At 56.2% G+C, this 16,909-nt stretch carries 16 protein-coding genes; 9 read left to right on the forward strand and 7 right to left on the reverse strand.

What is annotated here, in order from left to right; translation table 11 throughout:
- Positions 1–4 precede the first annotated feature (4 nt).
- Complete coding sequence (locus tag M2407_RS17640; RefSeq protein WP_048758976.1) at positions 5–298, forward strand: SelT/SelW/SelH family protein; 294 nt, start codon at positions 5–7, stop codon at positions 296–298.
- On the opposite strand, the gene M2407_RS17645 is transcribed toward M2407_RS17640, so the two are convergent.
- The 3 genes from M2407_RS17645 to M2407_RS17655 form a co-directional block, all read right to left on the reverse strand.
- On the reverse strand, positions 295–1,113 hold the full coding sequence (locus M2407_RS17645; protein ID WP_259218752.1) for a hemin ABC transporter substrate-binding protein: 819 nt from the start codon (positions 1,111–1,113) through the stop codon (positions 295–297). The genes M2407_RS17640 and M2407_RS17645 overlap by 4 nt on opposite strands.
- Before the next feature lie 95 nt (positions 1,114–1,208).
- Positions 1,209–3,566, reverse strand: coding sequence for a TonB-dependent receptor domain-containing protein (locus M2407_RS17650; protein ID WP_259218753.1), 2,358 nt, complete (start codon positions 3,564–3,566; stop codon positions 1,209–1,211).
- A 320-nt stretch (positions 3,567–3,886) separates the two neighbouring features.
- The gene (locus M2407_RS17655) at positions 3,887–5,347 is read right to left on the reverse strand and encodes a serralysin family metalloprotease (RefSeq protein WP_061069158.1); all 1,461 of its coding nucleotides are present in this window, start codon (positions 5,345–5,347) and stop codon (positions 3,887–3,889) included.
- A 310-nt stretch (positions 5,348–5,657) separates the two neighbouring features.
- On the opposite strand from M2407_RS17655, the gene M2407_RS17660 reads away from it, so the two are divergent.
- From M2407_RS17660 to M2407_RS17675, 4 genes are all read left to right on the forward strand, one after another.
- The gene (locus M2407_RS17660) at positions 5,658–6,152 is read left to right on the forward strand and encodes a TIGR00645 family protein (RefSeq protein ID WP_041414553.1); all 495 of its coding nucleotides are present in this window, start codon (positions 5,658–5,660) and stop codon (positions 6,150–6,152) included.
- A 240-nt stretch (positions 6,153–6,392) separates the two neighbouring features.
- Positions 6,393–6,848, forward strand: coding sequence for a 3-hydroxyacyl-ACP dehydratase FabZ (fabZ, locus tag M2407_RS17665; RefSeq protein ID WP_020826847.1), 456 nt, complete (start codon positions 6,393–6,395; stop codon positions 6,846–6,848).
- Between the two features lie 37 nt (positions 6,849–6,885).
- On the forward strand, positions 6,886–7,674 hold the full coding sequence (locus M2407_RS17670; protein ID WP_116690495.1) for a spermidine synthase: 789 nt from the start codon (positions 6,886–6,888) through the stop codon (positions 7,672–7,674).
- A gap of 56 nt (positions 7,675–7,730) precedes the next feature.
- On the forward strand, positions 7,731–7,925 hold the full coding sequence (locus M2407_RS17675) for a ribbon-helix-helix protein, CopG family (RefSeq protein ID WP_012145111.1): 195 nt from the start codon (positions 7,731–7,733) through the stop codon (positions 7,923–7,925).
- Between the two features lie 36 nt (positions 7,926–7,961).
- On the opposite strand, the gene M2407_RS17680 is transcribed toward M2407_RS17675, so the two are convergent.
- Entirely contained in the window at positions 7,962–9,050 is a 1,089-nt protein-coding gene (locus tag M2407_RS17680; RefSeq protein ID WP_259218754.1) for an oxidoreductase, read from the reverse strand.
- A gap of 223 nt (positions 9,051–9,273) precedes the next feature.
- Here M2407_RS17680 and M2407_RS17685 point away from each other — a divergent pair, with 223 nt between their 5' ends.
- The 3 genes from M2407_RS17685 to M2407_RS17695 all read left to right on the forward strand — a co-directional run bounded on the left by M2407_RS17685 (position 9,274) and on the right by M2407_RS17695 (position 12,088).
- Positions 9,274–10,347 carry a sugar ABC transporter substrate-binding protein gene (locus M2407_RS17685; protein WP_020826844.1) on the forward strand — a complete coding sequence of 358 codons (1,074 nt, stop codon included), beginning with the start codon at positions 9,274–9,276 and terminating at the stop codon, positions 10,345–10,347.
- A 9-nt stretch (positions 10,348–10,356) separates the two neighbouring features.
- Positions 10,357–11,604 (forward strand): LVIVD repeat-containing protein, encoded by a 1,248-nt coding sequence (locus M2407_RS17690; protein WP_020826843.1) that lies wholly within the window; start codon positions 10,357–10,359, stop codon positions 11,602–11,604.
- Positions 11,605–11,686: 82 nt separating this feature from the next.
- The gene (locus M2407_RS17695) at positions 11,687–12,088 is read left to right on the forward strand and encodes a VOC family protein (RefSeq protein WP_020826842.1); all 402 of its coding nucleotides are present in this window, start codon (positions 11,687–11,689) and stop codon (positions 12,086–12,088) included.
- Here M2407_RS17695 and M2407_RS17700 read toward each other — a convergent pair.
- Entirely contained in the window at positions 12,067–13,503 is a 1,437-nt protein-coding gene (locus M2407_RS17700) for an MFS transporter (RefSeq protein WP_201896412.1), read from the reverse strand. The genes M2407_RS17695 and M2407_RS17700 overlap by 22 nt on opposite strands.
- Positions 13,504–13,690: 187 nt before the next feature.
- Here M2407_RS17700 and M2407_RS17705 point away from each other — a divergent pair, with 187 nt between their 5' ends.
- Complete coding sequence (locus M2407_RS17705; protein ID WP_259218758.1) at positions 13,691–14,341, forward strand: alpha/beta hydrolase; 651 nt, start codon at positions 13,691–13,693, stop codon at positions 14,339–14,341.
- A 205-nt stretch (positions 14,342–14,546) separates the two neighbouring features.
- Here the strand turns inward: M2407_RS17705 and M2407_RS17710 are convergent, their stop codons facing one another.
- Both M2407_RS17710 and M2407_RS17715 read right to left on the reverse strand, forming a co-directional pair.
- Entirely contained in the window at positions 14,547–15,722 is a 1,176-nt protein-coding gene (locus tag M2407_RS17710; RefSeq protein WP_259218824.1) for an MFS transporter, read from the reverse strand.
- Positions 15,722–16,894 carry a serine hydrolase gene (locus tag M2407_RS17715; protein ID WP_259218759.1) on the reverse strand — a complete coding sequence of 391 codons (1,173 nt, stop codon included), beginning with the start codon at positions 16,892–16,894 and terminating at the stop codon, positions 15,722–15,724. Before M2407_RS17715 ends, M2407_RS17710 begins: the two co-directional genes overlap by 1 nt.
- Positions 16,895–16,909: the final 15 nt, after the last annotated feature.

A 16,909-nucleotide genomic window follows, 5' to 3' on the forward strand; every position in this document is an offset into this window, starting at 1 on the left:
GCCCATGAAAACATCCCCTGCCGTCACCATTCACTATTGTTCGCAATGCAACTGGCTGCTGCGTGCGGCGTGGATGGCGCAAGAGTTGCTCCACACCTTCAGCACCGATTTAGCCGCCGTCACCCTGGTACCCGGTACCGGCGGCATTTATGAAATCACCGTCGACGGCGTGGTACTTTGGGATCGTAAAATCGAGGGCGGCTTTCCGGATGCGGCGGCATTGAAACAGCGCTTGCGCGATCGTTGTTTCCCCGAGCGCTCATTAGGGCACGTAGACAATAAAGGCACGAAAGCTTAAGGGGTTACGGCTTGAGCCGCCTGACGCAGTTGGCCAATGGCCGCCGGCATGCCCAGGCCAAAACTCAGCAGCGCATTATCATCAATCACCAACAGGCGCCGTTGTTGACCCGCCGGGGTAAAAGCCAATCCCGGCAGCGCCCAGATATTCGCCTCACCGCCCATCCGTCGCAAACTGCCTTTGCCTATCACCAGCAGCTGGGGCGCAGCGGCCACCAGGCCCTCCTGGGTTAACGATTGATAACGTGCTACGCCGCCCATGGCATTTTGCAGCCCGGCGCTGCGAATGGCGCCATCGGCGGCGGTGTCGCTGCCGGCCCCCATGGCCGTGATCCCAGTGTGCGCCATGATAAACAGCACCCTGACCGGCAGAGGGTTCGTCGGCACCGCGGCGAGCTGGCGATCCAACTCTGCCTGCAGGGCTTTCCCTTCTTTTTCGCGGCCCAGGATAGCGGCGATCGCGGTTATTTTTTCGTCGATCGCGTTCAGTTCGGGTTTGCCTGTCACGGTGACGACTTTTACCCCGGCCTGTTCGACCTGCTGCAACGCCAACGAGGGTTGTGACAGCATGCTGGCGATCACCAGCGTGGGTTTCATCGCCAGCATCCCTTCGGCATTGAGCTGTCGCATATAACCGACATTGGGCAGCGCCGTGGCTTGCGGCGGTTGCAGGCTGGTGCTGTCGCGTGCGACCAACGTTTGCTGGGCGCCAAGCGCATAAACAATCTCCGTGACGTCTCCGCCAATCGAGATCACGCGTTCGGTGGCGAAGAGCGAAAACGGCAGTGCCAGCAAGCCGATAATCCACAGTTTCATGGGGTGTCTCCTTCAGCGGGCGATGGATGACCAAGCCGCCTTTCACTGGCGAAGGGCGGCATAAGGAACGTTATGGGTTCATCCACCGGATGAGCTTAGAAATCCACGTTTACGCCTAACTGGAAAGTTCTTCCCGGCATAACGGCCAACGCATTATCGTAAGCATCCTGTTGAGTCGAGTCCGTGAGTTCGCGGCTGCTCAGGTAGTCACGGTATTTTCTGTCGGTGATGTTATACACACCGCCACTCAGCTTCACATTGCGAGCCACCTGCCAGTACGCGGACATATCCACCAGGCCATAACCCGGCACGCGCAAATATTCCGTGGTTGCGTCGGTGAGCGTACTGCCGCTGGCGTTGTTGTAGCTTTCACGGTTGGTGGCCGTTGCCTGCTTGCCTTTAACGAAGGTCGCCGTCACCGCAGCGCCGTAGCGTTTTGCCGGATCGTCCCACGCCACGCCGACAATGGCCTTCATTGGCGCAACGCTGTCGATATCAACATATTTATCGCCGGAGTAACTGGACTTGGACTTGCCCTGGTTATACCCCAGGGCAAAGTTCGCGCTCAGGCCGTTAACCTGCTCAAACCAGGTGCCAAAATTCAGCCGGGTGCTGATTTCACCCCCGTAGATGTAGGCCTTGTCGCGGTTTTCCGCCTGATAAATGGTGTAGATATTGGACGGCACGTTAGCAAACTTGTCCGGACTGCTGGCGCGCTGGTAGCGGGTATAGGCAATGAAGTTTTTATAGGTGTTGTAGAACAGCGAGGTGCGCAGGGTCACGCCTTCGACAACCTCTCCCTTCACGCCCCATTCCAGGTTGTTGCTGGTCTCGGTATTCAGATCGGCGTTGCCGATCAACGCATACTGCGCGGTGCCTGCGTAGCTGGAGCCGAGGTTCCATGAGCCATAAAGTTGGCTGGCGTTCGGGAACTGCGCACCGCGTTTGTACTGGAGATAAGTCATCAACGTCGGCGTCAGATTGTACTGGAAGCTGAGTGACGGCAGGACCTGGGTATCGGTGTTGCTTTTGCCGTACAGCGTTTCCAACTCGGACTCCGTCAGCACCGTGCTGCCGGTAGTCAGGCTGCTCAGATTCTGCGGCTTGGTGCTTTGGTGAGCCACGCGCACGCCCGGCACCACGGCAAAGCCGTGCCCGTCGAGATCAAACTGGATCCTGTCCTGCACATAACCGCCCAGCACATAGCTGCGACTGTCGGACTCCGGCTGCATGATGGCGGTAAATGCACTGGGTGCAGGCTCTTCACGGAACGGTCGCTCGGTATCGGTCAACCTTGCATTGAGTCCCCCGCTCAGCGTGTGCCGTCCCCATGTTTTGGCTATCTGGGTTTCAAAACCATAGGTGTTGACGTTGTAGTCGGAATAAACCCGTTCCATGCTGCCAGTGCTGGTGGGCATATAGGTGTTGTCATGCGCCTGAGTCTGTTGGTAATAGACTTTTGAGGTCAGGGTATCGACAAAATCGTTGTACGGCGTCCATTCATCTTTCAGGCTCACTCCCCAACGGCGCGTATTGCTTTGCTGTTGGGCGGTCCCCAGAATGGCGCTGCCGGCCGAGTTCCAACTGTCGTAATGGGTGTGGTTGGTTTTGTCATAGTAATCCACCGTGCCCGTGAGTTTGTGTTCGTCGTTCGGTTGCCAGATACCGGAGGCCATCAGCGCATTGGTGTGCCAGTTGGCCGGATAGGCCTGGTGGGTGCCGCTGTTATTGCGCGTTTCCTGGCCGTCACGGCGACTGTAAACAAACACCCCGCGCAGTTGTTCATCGCCCGCAGCGGCGGTAATGCCATTGTGCCAGCTGCGATTGGATGAATCGTAATCGCTCTGGTAACCAAAGTAGGTCTGTTTGGTGGGGGAAAGGTACTGATCGGCTGATTTCGGTAAAAACGAAACGGCGCCGCCAATAGAAGTATTACTGCGTTCAATCGAGGTTGCGCCCGATTCGATCTCCACCTGGCCGTACATGTAAGGGTCGATATAGTCCCTGCCGATGCCAAAGGTATTGAGCCCGGCGCGGCTGACGTAGCTGCGTCCGGTGGCATCAGGCTGTGGAATGCCGTCGACGTCCAATCCGACGCGATTGCTCTCCAGGCCACGGATGTTATAACCGGTATACCCGCTGCGATCGAAACCGCTTTTCCCCGATGATGAGCCCCCGCTGACACCGGTGGCACTGATCAAGGGTTCGTAGCGCATAATCGAGCCGAAATCATTGCCCCCTTTTTTCTGCATGTCTTGCGCGGTAATAGTGGTGATTGTCCCCGATTTGTTTTCAATAACCGGCGCCACTACCGTTATTTCTTCTTCACTTTGCGTGGTCTTTTCTAATGAGGTTTTCTTAACTTCCGCATTGGCGTTAAAGGCACTGGCGATTAACGCACCCCATAAGGCGGAATGCCCGATAATTCCCCGGCAATTAAAAGTTCTGCACATGTGTTAGCCCTGCATTAATTATTAGTATTCGCTCGCAGTTGCTTCGCCACTCGGGTTTAACCGAGTTAAAAGGGATTAAAAGAAATTAATAATGCTAAAATAAAGGTCTTTCTTCGCAGACTCAGTAAATTGATAATAATGACAATGCTTACCATAAGCAACGTCGTTATAACCTTATTAAATACATTGATGAGATACTTCCAAACCGCTTACGAAATCCTTACAAAGCGGCGTCGGCAGCCGACGTGGCGAAGAGACATTGTGGGACGCAGGGGAATAAAACCGTAATAAAACGGTGGGCATAGCCCACCGTGACAGAATTAAACAATAAAATCAGTGGCGGTATTTGCCTGGCCTACGATATTCACCAGGAAGTCCGGTGTCGCATGACCACTTATATTCAATGCCAATTCACTAAAATCACTTTGTGAATTATACGTCAACGTGGCCTCACCTGCCTGACCGCTGAAGCTGTCAACGAAATGAATAAAGTCTGTACCGTTATCGCCCTGATTAAAGAAAGACAGGTCAATCTTGTCGATACCGGTTTCAAAGTCTAGGATCTTATCCGGCGATTTGAACGGTGAATCGCTCACGGCGGAGAAAACAAAAATATCACTGCCGCTGCCACCGGATAACTGATCCTGCCCACCGCCACCGTAAATAACGTCGTTCCCCGCGCCGCCCTGAAGAATATTGGCGGCGTCGTTGCCGACAATGACATCATTCCCCGAACCGCCAATGGCGTTTTCGATGACAGCGCCTACGGCGATGGAAATATTGCCCTTCAACCCGCCAACGTCAGAGAACGAGCCTTCGGTCAGATTAATACGCTGGTCTTGCGAGTACCCTGAGAAATCGAGGGTGTCGTTACCGCCCGCGTCCCAGACGGAGAAAATCAGTTTCTGGCTGCTGTCCGTCGCGGTGTAGAAATCTCTGCCGGAGTTAGAGTTGAATCCATATACCGTGTCACCGGTGCGCGTGGTGGTATTGGCACCATATAAATACTGAATGGCAGCAATATCATCGACCAGCGGAGCCGCGGAATAATAACCGCCGTGATCGCCGCCGGTGACAGATTCATCCCAATAGCTCATCACGCTGAACTGGCGAGTATCTTCGGCGTAGGTAGCCTTGGCATAACTCGGGCTTTGTCCGGCATTGTAAACCCCTGGGTGATCCAACCCCAAAGTGTGCCCCAATTCATGGGTGATGCTCAGGCGGCCATAGTTGCCCAATTCAGGATGTAAATTGGCATAAACACCATCACGGGGATCTGCATAGTCGTAATTAATATTGAACCAGCTTTGACCGTCGGTATTATGCCCGCGATAATCCGTACCTGCGCCGGTAAAAGGTTTAATCGCATAAGCCTGACCGTCGCCCTCATAATTACCAAAGGTAATGTTGGACTTTTGCCCTGGGGCTACCTCGACGAAATTAAGGTTCGCCACATCGGCCCAAGACTGCAGGGAAAGCTTGGCCTGCGCTTTTTGATCGGCGGTAAAGGCGCTAAGGCCGGTGTCTTGGCTGGCAAAGCGACCATTTAAATTGCTCTGATTATAATCCCAATCCGGGAAGGAGTAAGTGACGGTGGCGCCTTGGCCGATGACGTGAGTTCCATTCCAGGTTTGTTCACTGCGCGCTATTTGCTTGCCTGCCGCTGCTATATCAAAAGAAGGCTTATTATTAATGGTTAAACCATTGCCTCTATTATGGTAATTCAGCAAATCATTAACACTATCCCAACCGTTGGTTTTTCCATTTAGGGAATTATCCATATCCATCTCCATTAGGTTAATTCATTTCCGTTATATATAATTCGCTCGCGATATAAAAACCCACTGCAATGTCATCATGCAGCATTTAAAGGCTAGTCTGATTTTCGGATAGCTCAATATATATTGATAAAATATTTTTTTGCGGAGTAAATAGCTTAAAAACACGCATTGATTAAAGGGGCTTATTTCTTTCGCATGGCATTCCCTCATTCCGGTGAAATCCCCTTTCAATCCTCGCGGGCTCTCTTGCCTTTTGACGGGCCTCTTGCGTTATACTGTATCCCACTTTTTGTAACGAACTCAGATGACTATGGAACGCTTTCTAGAAAATGCCATGTATGCCTCCCGTTGGCTACTTGCCCCGGTTTACTTCGGCCTGTCCCTGGCCTTGCTGGCGCTGTCGATTAAATTTTTCCAGGAGATATTCCATGTTCTGCCGAACATTTTCTCCATAGCCGAAGCGGATCTGGTTCTGACGCTGCTCTCGCTGGTCGATATGGCGCTGGTTGGCGGCCTGCTGGTGATGGTGATGTTCTCGGGCTATGAAAATTTTGTTTCGCAGCTGGATATCAGCGAAAACAAAGAGAAACTGAGCTGGCTGGGCAAGATGGATGCCACCTCTCTAAAGAACAAGGTGGCCGCTTCAATTGTCGCCATTTCCTCCATTCACCTGCTGCGGGTGTTTATGGACGCCAAAAACGTGCCGGACAACAAGCTGATGTGGTATGTGATCATCCACCTGACCTTTGTCCTTTCGGCTTTTGTGATGGGCTACCTCGATAAGCTGACGCGCTACAAAAACTGATCCCCCTTAGCCGCCGCTCTCCTGCTGGCGGCTAACTTCCTCCCCCTCGAAACACGCAATATCTTCAACAAGTTGTAATTACTGGCGTTTGAATCGGCTGACGTTATTCGCTTTTTTTCAACCCAGAAGGCTTTCATTTGGTGCATCTGATGATAATAACATTATAATGTCATTACACTTCGACCGGCACAGAGGCCCACGCAAGCTGAGCTTTGCCCGCTGACAGGATCCGAAACACACATGCCGCTAAATGGTAATCCACTGCAGTACCAGGATGTTCAATCTATCCTGCCACACCGTTTTCCCTGTCTGCTGGTTGACCGCATCCTGCCTGCCGGCACTTGCATTGCCGAAGGCCGCCTTAGCGCCATCAAAAATATCACCGCCAACGAACCGACATTCTGGACCGGCCATCATCAGATGACGGTGTTTCCCGGCGTATTGATGGTGGAAGCGTTGGCGCAAACCACCGGTCTGTTGGCACATTATTTTCTCAGCCCGTTGCTGCCAGGCGAGCATTACTATTTTGCGGCCATCCATCGCGCCCGTTTCTATCGTTCGGCACGGCCCGGTGACCAACTCTGTATGGAAGTGACATTTGTCCGACAGCGCTCCGGCATTGCCCGATTCTCTGGCCGTGCGTCGGTCAATGGCCGCAGGATCTGTACCGCAGAATTTATGTGCGCCCGTAAGTAAGGCTGCCTTTTTAGGATGGAGGCTCGACGAAACTACTATGTCATTGGTTGATAAGCTGCTAAATAGCCTGGATTTCTCCCCTCGCGGTCAGGTGATTGCACGGGAGTTGGATCACTGCGGCGAAATTATCGTCTCCGATCACAAGGGTTACCGCACCCTGCGTTTTGACGGTATCTGCGAACAGAGCAAAATGTGCATCAGCGCGCCGCAGGTGCCGGTTCATAACTACATCAAAACCATGCTGATGGCGGTAGCCTGGCAGCCCCCCGCCTCGGCACTGATCCTGGGGCTGGGCGGCGGTGGCCTGGTGCGAGCGCTGCACGCCTATGATGCCAATATGCTGTTGGAAGTGGTGGAATTACGCCAGGCGGTGGTGTCCGTCGCCCGCCGATACTTCACTTTGCCTGCCGTTCATAACATCACCATGCACATCGCCGATGCCGCGGATTTCTTGCGAGCCCCCGCCCAGCGGCGCTATGACCTGATTTTTTCCGACCTCTACAGCGCCTTTACCATGGATCCGCAACAGGGCACACAGGCCTTTTTGGCGCAGTGCGCCGAGCGGCTTTCGGATCCAGGCTGGTTAGTACTGAACTACCATGAAGTGCCGGATGAGGGCTCACTGCTGTATCACAGCTTACACCGGGTGTTTAACACGGTTCTGTACTGCGTGGCACCCAGCGGCAACGTGATTATCTACGCTGCGCTTGCCAATACCGAAACGCCACTCAGCCTGCTGCGCCGCCTTTCCGCTGAGGTCGGGCCAAGCTTTAGCTGCGATCTTCGCTACCTGTCACGCAAAATTGAACGGCTGCACTTTAGCTAAGGCGGTATTGCCGCCCTGCTATTATCATTTGATTATCATCCTCTGGAGCAATCACCATGGAAAAGAAAACGGCGCGTCTGACCGTCCTCATCGACCCAGACAAGAAAAAAGCCCTGGAAGAACTCTGTCTGCAACAGGACGTGACCCCCTCTCAGGTGATCCGTCAGTTGATACGTGACTATCTGCACAAGCACCAGGTGGAGTATCCCAGCCAGCCGACCCACTCCAATCCTCGGGTGGACAACGCCTGACGTCAGATGACGCACACCCAGCGCCATCCGTACCCCTCAACGATGCTGTGACTCCACAAAGCTAAGCGCAGCGCGCAAGCTGGAATCGTCGATCGTGATCGGCAGCAGGTGAATCGACTCGCCCTGCTGCAGGGTGCGTTCGATCAGCCGTTTGATTTGCGCTTCATCGTGGATATCCACCTGCAGCGCTGCCAGACTGACCGGTAAATCCAGTCGCCGGTAAAGCGCAATCAGTTGCGCCACGGTTTCCGGTTGCCCCAACAGTGCACTCTGCACCAGAATGCCGTACGCCACCTTGGTGCCATGCAAGAAGGCATCGGTTTGCGGTAGCGCGGTCAACCCGTTATGCACCGAATGTGCAGCGGCGATGCGGGTATAGCGATCGCCCAGTCCCCCCACCAAACCACCACCGGCGATAATCGCCTCCAGCACATTAAGGAAGTCCTGACTCAATTGTCCTTGCGCCTGTGCCTGCAACGCCGCCTCGCTTTGGTTGAGCAATACGTCGCGCAGCGTCAGTGCGGTATTGAGGCCCAGTTGCACGGTTAACGGCAAACGTTCCGGCTGCGGGCTCAGCACCACCGCTTCATACCATTTCGCCAGGGTGTCACCGATCCCAGCCAGCAAGTATTCCTTCGGAGCACGCAGGATAATTTCCGGCTCGACCAACACCAGATGGTTGGCATCATGGAAAATCTCATAGCGCAATGCTTGCCCCTGGTCGTTGTACCACACCGAGAGCGGCGTCCAGGCGGCACAGGTGGCGGCAATGGTCGGGATCGCCACCAGCGGCAGCCCTAAGCGGCGGGCCACCACTTTGGCCGTGTCCAACACCGCACCGCCGCCAACACCGATCACCAGTTGCCGTTCCGCGCCTGCCTGGCGCACGATATCTTGCACGGTGCTCTCGCTGCAGTGGCTGTTAAACAGCACCCGACGAGCATCGGCATCGTCGAATACCGCCGGTAACCAGGGTTTTGCCGCCGCCAATGCGCGCTCACCGTACACCCAGAGCGCCTTGCTCAGCTGTTGCGGGGAATAAAACTGCGCCAGTTGGTCAATGGCTCCGGGGAATGCAAAATAGTTGGCGGGGCCGGCGACCACGCGGATGGAGTTATCACTCATGCTCAAGTCCTTATTTTATCAGCTATTGCCATCATAGGGGTGAGGACGCCAATCACTAATACTCTTTTGCATTAGCTTATGTTTTTTCGTTCATTGTCATCCGCCGGTCGGCCATGGAAACTGGCTGCCTCAATTCATCCTTTCAATAAAAAGCCATCCCAATGGTGACGATGAATTGTCCTCTCGCTTTTTAATGATGCTTAACCATGCAGGGTAAAACTCAATGAAATTGTTCAACACCTCACTTCTGGCGCTCAGCCTGTTCGCCGTGTTTCCGGCACTATCCGCCCCCACTGCCGCCCCAATCCCGGCAGCGATAGCGAATCATCAGGGACCGATCCGCATTGCGGTGATCCGCAATTTGGGTTCTGACGACAATACCACGCAGTTCGTATCCGGGGCGGTGCAGGAAGGCCGCAAGCTCGGCTTTCAGGTCAATACCTTCCTGACCAACGGCGACGACGCCAAATTCCAGGACTTCGTCAATCAGGCCATCAGCCAGAAGTACGACGGCATTATTCTGTCTCAGGGGCGCGATCCTTACTCAACCGCCCTGCTCAAACGCATCGCCGACAGCGGCATCGCGGTGGCCGCCTTTGATACCGCCGTGCAGGGCGAAATCCCGGGCGTGACCATTACCCAGCAGGACGACGCTTCGTTGACCGATCTTTCGTTTGGCCAACTGGTAAAAGATTTCAACGGTCAGGCGAATATCATCAAGCTATGGGTCGCGGGGTTCCCGCCCATGGAGCGACGTCAGGCGCAGTACCAGAAACTGCTTAAACAACAGCCCGGCATCAAAGAGCTGGAATCCATCGGTGCGGTGTCCTCCGACGTTCAGGGCGATACGGCCAACAAAATTGGCGCGATCCTGGCCAAATACCCAAAAGGCAAAATCGATGCCATTTGGGGCACCTGGGATGCGTTTAGCCAGGGGGCCTACAAGGCCTTGCAGGAGAATGGCCGTACCGAAATCAAACTCTACAGTATCGATATCTCCAACCAGGATCTGGCGCTGATGCGCGCTAAAGACAGCGCCTGGAAGCTCAGCGTGGCGGTGGATCCCAAGCTGATCGGCGCCGTTAACCTGCGCCTGGTGGCCAATAAAATTGGCGGCGAGAAAACCCCGGCAACCTATGAATTTAAAGCTGCGGCAATCCCGCAGGCCCTGTTGCTCAGCCATCCGGCGGCCACCAACGTCGCCTCGCTGGCGAAAGTGATCCCGAACTGGGGTAAATCAGACGATTTCATCGCCCCCTGGTTCGCCACGCTTGAAGCGCAACAGGCTAAGAAATAAGGAGCGGTGATGGCAACGCAACCCCTTGTGCAGCCCGAATACAGCCGCAATATGCGGCTGATCGGTCACAGCGATCAGGGCGGCAGGCCGGACGGCGTACAGGTGATGGTTCATCGGGGCTATGCCTATATCGGCCACATGGTTTCGCAGGGCTTTTCCATCGTCGACGTACGCGATGCGAAGGATCCGAAACCCGCCGGCTTTGTCCCTGCGCCACCCGGCACCTGGAATGTGCATTTACAGGCGCATGACGATTTGCTGCTGGTGATTAACGCCCGGGATTTATTTGCCGACGTCCGCTTTGCCGATGAAAAAGTCTATTACACCCGCGCCATCAGCCAGACGGTATCGAGCAGCGATCTCCGCGGCTGGAGCGCCGGGATGCGTATTTTCGATATTTCCGCCCCGGACCGGCCACGGGAGATTGGTTTTCTGGCGCTGGAAGGGATCGGCGTACACCGCATCTGGTACGTGGGCGGGCGCTGGGCTTACGTTTCGGCGCTGATCGACGGCTACAGCGACTACATTTTTTTGACCGTCGATCTTGCCGACCCTTGTCATCCGCAAATCGCCGGGCGTTGGTGGCTACCGGGTATGCACAGCGCCGGGGGTGAAACGCCCAACTGGCCGGAGGGCAAGCGCTACGCTTTGCACCATGCGATCATCAGCGGCGATACCGCCTATGCCAGCTGGCGCGACGGGGGGCTAACCCTGTTGGATATCAAGGACCGCAGTCAACCGCAGTTAATTGCCCATCGCAACTGGAGCCCGCCGTTTGGCGGCGGCACCCACACCGCACTGCCGCTACCGGATCGGGACCTGCTGGTAGTATTGGATGAGGCGGTGCTCGACAACCAGCAGGACGGCGAAAAGTTGATCTGGCTGTTTGATATTCGCCAACCGACCAACCCGGTGAGCATCGCGACCTTCCCACAGCCGGATGAACGCGATTACGTCAGCAAAGGCGCACACTTCGGCCCCCATAATCTGCATGAGAACCGTCCTGGCAGCTTTATCAGTTCGACGCTGATTTTCGCCACTTACCAAAATGCCGGCGTTCGCGCTTACGACATCAGCAACCCTTATCAACCGAAGGAAACCGGCGCTTTGGTTCCCGCTGCGCCGCAGAGGATGATGGACACACGCCCCGATCGTCCGCAGGTTATTCAGTCGTGCGACGTATTTGTCGACGCTCAGGGGATCATTTACAGCACGGATTACAACGGCGGTTTGTCGATCATTGAATATCTGGGCTGAAAATTCAGCGCCGCGTCGTTCCTTTTGGGGCTATTAGGCCTAAGCTGAAGGAACGTGTAAGCAGGGACAAATAAGGGAAACTATGTTTAGTCATATCACCGTAGGCGTCAGCGATCTGGACAAAGCCGCCGCATTTTACGATGCGATTTTGCTGCCACTGGGACTCAAGCAACGCCCGGTCACGCCCGATGGCGGCCCCGGGGCTCGTTGCTGGGTATTGCCTGACCGGACATTGCCGCGTTTTTACGCCTACCAACCTTATAACCGACAGCCGGCCAGTGCCGGTAACGGCAGTATGGTGGCGTTCACCGCCCAGAATGAACAACAGGTTCGGCAAGCTTATGCCGCCGGGCTGGCTGCGGGCGGCACATCGGAAGGTGAAGCCGGCGAGCGGACCCATTACGGCAAGGGATATTTTGGCGCTTATCTACGCGATCCGGACGGCAACAAAATTCATATCGCCTACCGGGGCGACCTGCTGTAATCATCCTCGTGCGGGCGGACGCCACCGTTTCTGGCAGCCATCACCAGCGCAAACGCCGCCAGCGCACCGGCGACCAGGTAGGTTATCTGCATGCCATTTGCAACGGCGTGCGACGAAGCCAACTTGATATCGCCGGTGTGGGTTGCCAGCATAAATAACGCCCCCATGGCCGAAGCGCCGGTGATCAACCCAAGGTTGCGCGAGAGGTTGATCATGCCCGAGATCACCCCACGCTGCTCGGGGGCGGCATGCTTCATCAAGGCCGTATTGTTGGCGACCTGAAAGAGCGCATAACCCAGCGTCATCAGGCACAGCGGTGCCACGTAGCCGAACACGCCCTGATTCAGCGACATCATCGACATGATGCCTGCCCCAACAGCCATGGTCGTCAGCCCCATCAAAGTGATCCTTTGCGCCCCGAAGCGATCCACCCACCGACCGGCCGGTACCCCGAGCAACGCGGCCACTATCGGCCCCGCCGACATCGCCAGTCCCGCTTGCCCAACCGCCAAACCCAGCCCATGCGTCAGATAAAATGGCCCTACCACCAGCGTCGTCATCATGATGGTCATGACCAGCGCACTCATCGCCAACCCGACGCTCAGACCCGGTTGGCGGAACAACGCCAACTGGATCAGGGGAAGCGCCGTGCGCTTTTGCAACCGGACAAATAACCCCATCCCCAGCGCCGCGCCCAACAACAACGTCAGGTTAACGACGCCAAAGTCACCGCGTCCCAACGTCATCGACAGCGCATAGCAGGCCAGCGTCACCCCAAGCAGTAAGGTCCCTGCCCAGTCAAACCGACCGCGTTCTTTTTGCCGTTGCCGCTGTTCCTGCGGCAGGGAGCAATAAACCAGCAGAAAAGCCACTACGCCCACCGGTATGTTGACCAGAAATATCGCCCGCCAGCCGAAACCCAATATCAGTGCGCCCCCCAGCGAAGGGCCAAGCGCCGTGCCAATGGCCGACATGCTGCCCAGCAATCCCATGGCACGGCCGGTATTTTCTTTACCCACCGTCTCACCAACCAGCGCCATGGTCATTGCCATCATGACGGCCGCTCCCAAACCTTGAGCAACGCGCGCCGCCAACAATAGCCAGATGTCCGGCGCAATAGCACACAATCCGGACGCCAGGGTGAACAGAGCAATCCCCGTCAGCAACAGGCGGCGGCGCCCCATCCTGTCCCCCAAGCGGCCCATGGCAATAATCGACGTGGTAACGGCCAGCAGGTAGACGATAACGACCCATTGTACCGCCTGAAAAGAGCTGTTGAACGCCTGCGCCAGCGTCGGCAAGCCCACGTTGGCAATGCTGGCGCCCAGCGAGGAAACCAGCATCGATAAACAAAGGCTGGCAAGGATCCCACGCAAATTGACTGGCGGGCTGGCGTGTTGGGTTATTGACTTCATGTTGCTGACTCCTGAAAGAACCTGTCAGTAGCCTATGCCGTCCAGAGAACAGGCGGAAGGCGCAGCAAATGCAGTTTATTAGTGCACCAGGCGCCATGTCACGGCGGACCTGTACCCGCATTAAGAAGCAAACGTCTAAACGGCTTCAGGTAGATGATGAGGGCACCCCCTCAAGGAGAGATAGATAATGAAAATCGACCTGCTGTTTGACGATCTGTCGATGCGCGCCGTGCAGTACAACGCCCGTGCCTCGGTAGAGGATTTTGACGCCTGTATGGCGCAATATGAACAACTGGCCGCGCAGGCCAAAGCGCAGACGCCGGGGATTTACGATATCCACTACGGGATGGGCGTCGCCGAGCGCCTGGACTTGTTCCCTGCCGCCAGACAACCGTCACCGCTGTTGGTGTTTATTCACGGCGGTTATTGGCACTCCCAGCGTAAGGAAGAAGCCTGTTCGATGGCGGCAAATTTCACCCAGCATGGCGTAGCGGTCGCTACGTTGGAATACACCTTGCAACCTGAAGCCACGCTGGCAGAAATCGTCCGCGAGGTTCGTAGCGCAATAGCCTGGCTTTACCACCACGCCGGCCAGTACGGCATCGACCCAGAACGCATCTTCGTCAGCGGCAGCTCGGCCGGCGGCCACCTGTGCGGCATGCTGATCGCCGATGACTGGCAGCACCTGTATCAGGTGCCCGTCAACGTGATCAAAGGGGCGCTGGCGCTGAGCGGCCTGTACGACATACGACCGCTGTGCGATATCTACATCAATGACTGGATGCGCCTGTCGCCTGAGCAGGCGGCAACCCTCAGCCCGCTGTTTATGCTGCCGTAAAAGGCACATGCGCCGCAGATCCTGCTCGACGTCGGCGCCAAAGAAACCCAGGGGTTCAGAAACCAGACGCTGGCTTACTTCGCCGCCTGCCGAGAAAAAGGGCTAAATGTGGCGCTGCTGGAAGATCGGCACAACAACCATTTCACGCTGGTTAACGAGTTGGCCAACCCCAACAGCATCCTGTTCCAACGCGTTATGGCAATGATTAAGTGACGCCGTGAGTCACTGCGGCGCCGATTCGAGGGTAGAGCCTGATTTTAAACGCGATCGTCACCGTCGCCAGCGCCGCGAACACCCCACCGGAGAGCATGATACCCTGCAGCCCCACGGCATCAATAAAGCCGCCGCTGACCACCGAACCCAACGCCACCCCCAGATTGATAAAGGCAATATACAGCCCGGTGGCGAATTCCGGTGCCTGCGGCGCTTCGGCCGTCAGCCACATTTGTGTCACTATCAAACCGCTGGTATGCGCCGCCCCCCAAAACAGGCAAAGAACGATCATCGTGCCCAGATGGGTGCTGCCGTACAGATACAGCAACCCATAAGCCAGCGCCAGCACCACTGGGTGCAATAAGGTGGCCGCGAACCGGTGACGGTTCAGTAATTTCCCCGCCAGCAGATTGCCGGACACGCCGCCCAAGCCAAAAATCACCAGTAGCAAGCCAACCCTTGGTCCACTGATGCCGATTTCACCACTCAGGTATTCGGTGGCATAGGCATAAACGGAAAACATCGCAGCGAAGATCAGCACACAGGCAAGAATATTCAGCCACAGCGCACCGCTGCGCAATATTGCCAACTGCTTGCCATATCCCATTCGCTGGGGGGCACTATCAGGCAGGCAGAAAAATAAGCCGATACCCGCCAGCAGGTTAACCAGGGCACAAAACAGGAAAGAGGCCTCATAGCTGAACTGCCCGGCGATCCAATGCGTCAAGGGGATCCCCAGCACCATGCCCATACTGGTGCCGACAAAAGCATAAGCCGTCGCCCGCGTCACCTGCTGTTGGGGATACAACGAAGCCGCCGCCACCATCGCCAGCGCGAAATATATCGGGTGGAACAGCGCCGGCAAAATGCGCAACACCAGCAGGGAGCCGAAACTGGCCGCATAAGCCGAGAGCACACTGGTCACGACAAATACGGCCAGTGAAATCAGCAGCATGCGCTTACGGTTACACCGTGAGGCCAACAGCACCAACAGTGGCCCCAGCAAAGCAATCGTTATCGCGAAAACCCCCACCAGCCACCCTGCCTGCGAGGCTGAAATTGCGTAACGTTCCATGATCAGCGGTAATATGCCCACCACGCCAAATTCGATGCAGTACACACCGAACAGCCCCAGGGCAATGAAAAAAATCGGCGACAGGATCTTCATCAGCATTGGTCTCCTGCGAGAAGCGGTAATCCGTCATATACCGCCTGGCAGAGTTCCCCGACAAATGCTCCCGCCATCCCCTCCAGCGCGGTATTGGTAAAAGCCACTACGCTGAGCTGCCGGGCCGGATCGACAAACCAGGAATGGCCGTACGTCCCGCCCATACGCCAGGTACCTACCGATTCCGCCGTCTGGGCCGCCCGCGGATCTTTCAATACGGTGATCCCCAGCCCAAAACCGCGCCCCGGCCAGAATGGCATCGGCAAATCGCCGATCTGGTTGCTGGTCATGGCCGTTACCCACTCTTCGGGCAGCAATGGTGCGCCGCCCCGACGCAGGGTTTCCAGCAAACGCAGAAAATCTTCCGCCGAACCTACCATGCCGGCCCCGCCTGACGCATAGGCGCTGGCATCCAGCGCCCTGGCAGGTGAAAGCTTAAAGCCGGCGGTGCCGTCAATAAACTCGATGCGATCCGGTTGTTGCAGAGGCCGGGGCTCGGGATAATGGTTAGCGTAAGCCACTGTCAGCCGCTGCGCATCGTGGGTACTGAACCCGGTATCTCGCATCGCTATCGGTCCGGTCACCAGATGTGCCACCGCTTGTGCCAACGGCAAACCACTGGCTTGTTCAATCACCGCACCCAGCACATCGGTGGCAATCGAGTAGCGCCATTCGGTTCCTGGTGCTGCCTGCAGAGGAGCCAAGGCAATACGACGCACATTTTCCGCCAGGCTGAGTGGATCGTCATCCATACCGTCGGATACTCCCGCCTGCGCATAGGATCCATGCTCAGGTTGGAAAAAGCGGTAACTCAGCCCTGCGGTATGGGTCATCAGATGACGTACGGTCACTAAGGGTTGCTGGCCGTCCGGCGTACGCGGCCGGAACGACGGCAGCCAGCGCACCACCGGGTCTTCAAGCCGTAAACTCCCTTGAGCCATCAGCACCAGCGCCGCCGTGGACAGGATCGGTTTGGAGACCGAAGCCAAGCGAAACAGCGCATCGATGCGCATCGGTTTGCACGCCTCTCGATCCGCCATACCGGCCGCACGACGATAGACCTGCTCGCCGCCCAACGCCACCAACACCACTGCACCCACCAGCCGTTTTTGTTCCAGCGCCAGAGCGATGGCCTTATCAATAGCCTTGGCATCAAGTTTGTATTTATTCATTAGACATACCTCAGG

The organism is Serratia sp. BIGb0234 (assembly GCF_024809915.1).
Lineage (GTDB): Bacteria > Pseudomonadota > Gammaproteobacteria > Enterobacterales > Enterobacteriaceae > Serratia > Serratia liquefaciens.